Origin of the sequence: Mycobacterium sp. 1423905.2, from assembly GCF_001673155.1 — a bacterium.
Taxonomy (GTDB): domain Bacteria; phylum Actinomycetota; class Actinomycetes; order Mycobacteriales; family Mycobacteriaceae; genus Mycobacterium.
This window is the reverse complement of sequence record NZ_LZLE01000261.1, coordinates 1-698: the sequence shown is the minus strand read 5'-3', so window position 1 is coordinate 698 and position 698 is coordinate 1. Positions and strand designations below refer to the sequence as shown.

The following is a 698-nucleotide window of genomic DNA, read 5'->3' as shown; positions in this document are numbered from 1 at the left end:
GAAGAGGCGCAGAATGCGAAGTTCGACCTGGCGCTGGGCAAATTGAATCTCGAGCCGGGGATGACGCTGCTCGACATCGGTTGCGGCTGGGGGGGAGCGCTGCAGCGGGCGATCGAGAAGTATGACGTCAACGTGATCGGGATCACGCTGAGTCGCAACCAGTTTGCCTACAGTAAGGCCAAAATGGCCGCCATCCCCACCGAGCGTAGCGTCGAAGTCCGGCTACAGGGCTGGGAGGAATTCGACGACAGGGTCGACCGGATCGTCAGCATTGGTGCCTTCGAGGCGTTCAAGGCCGACCGGTGGCCGGCGTTTTTTGAACGCGCCCACCACATTCTGCCCGAAGACGGTCGGATGTTGTTGCACACCATTTTGACCTATCAATGGCAGCAGATGCCCGCACTCGGCATCAAGCTGACGATGAGCGACGTGAGATTCGCGCGATTCATCGGCACCGAGATTTTTCCGGGCGGCCAGCTGCCGACCCAGGAAGATATTTTCACATTCGCTGAGCCCGCCGGATTCTCGGTCGAGAAGGTGCAATTACTGGGTGAGCACTACGAGCGGACTCTCAATATGTGGGCGGCAAATCTGGTGGCTCACAAGGAAGCGGCCATCAGGATCCAGTCGCAAGAGGTCTACGACCGCTACATGAAGTACCTGACCGGCTGCGCGAAGCTGTTCCGCCAGGGCTACAC

Annotated in this window: 1 protein-coding gene; it reads left to right on the top strand. The window is 59.3% G+C overall.

Annotated elements, in window-relative coordinates:
- A partial coding sequence (locus A9W95_RS17255) for a class I SAM-dependent methyltransferase (protein ID WP_067415255.1) occupies nt 1–698 on the top strand: 698 nt, incomplete at both ends.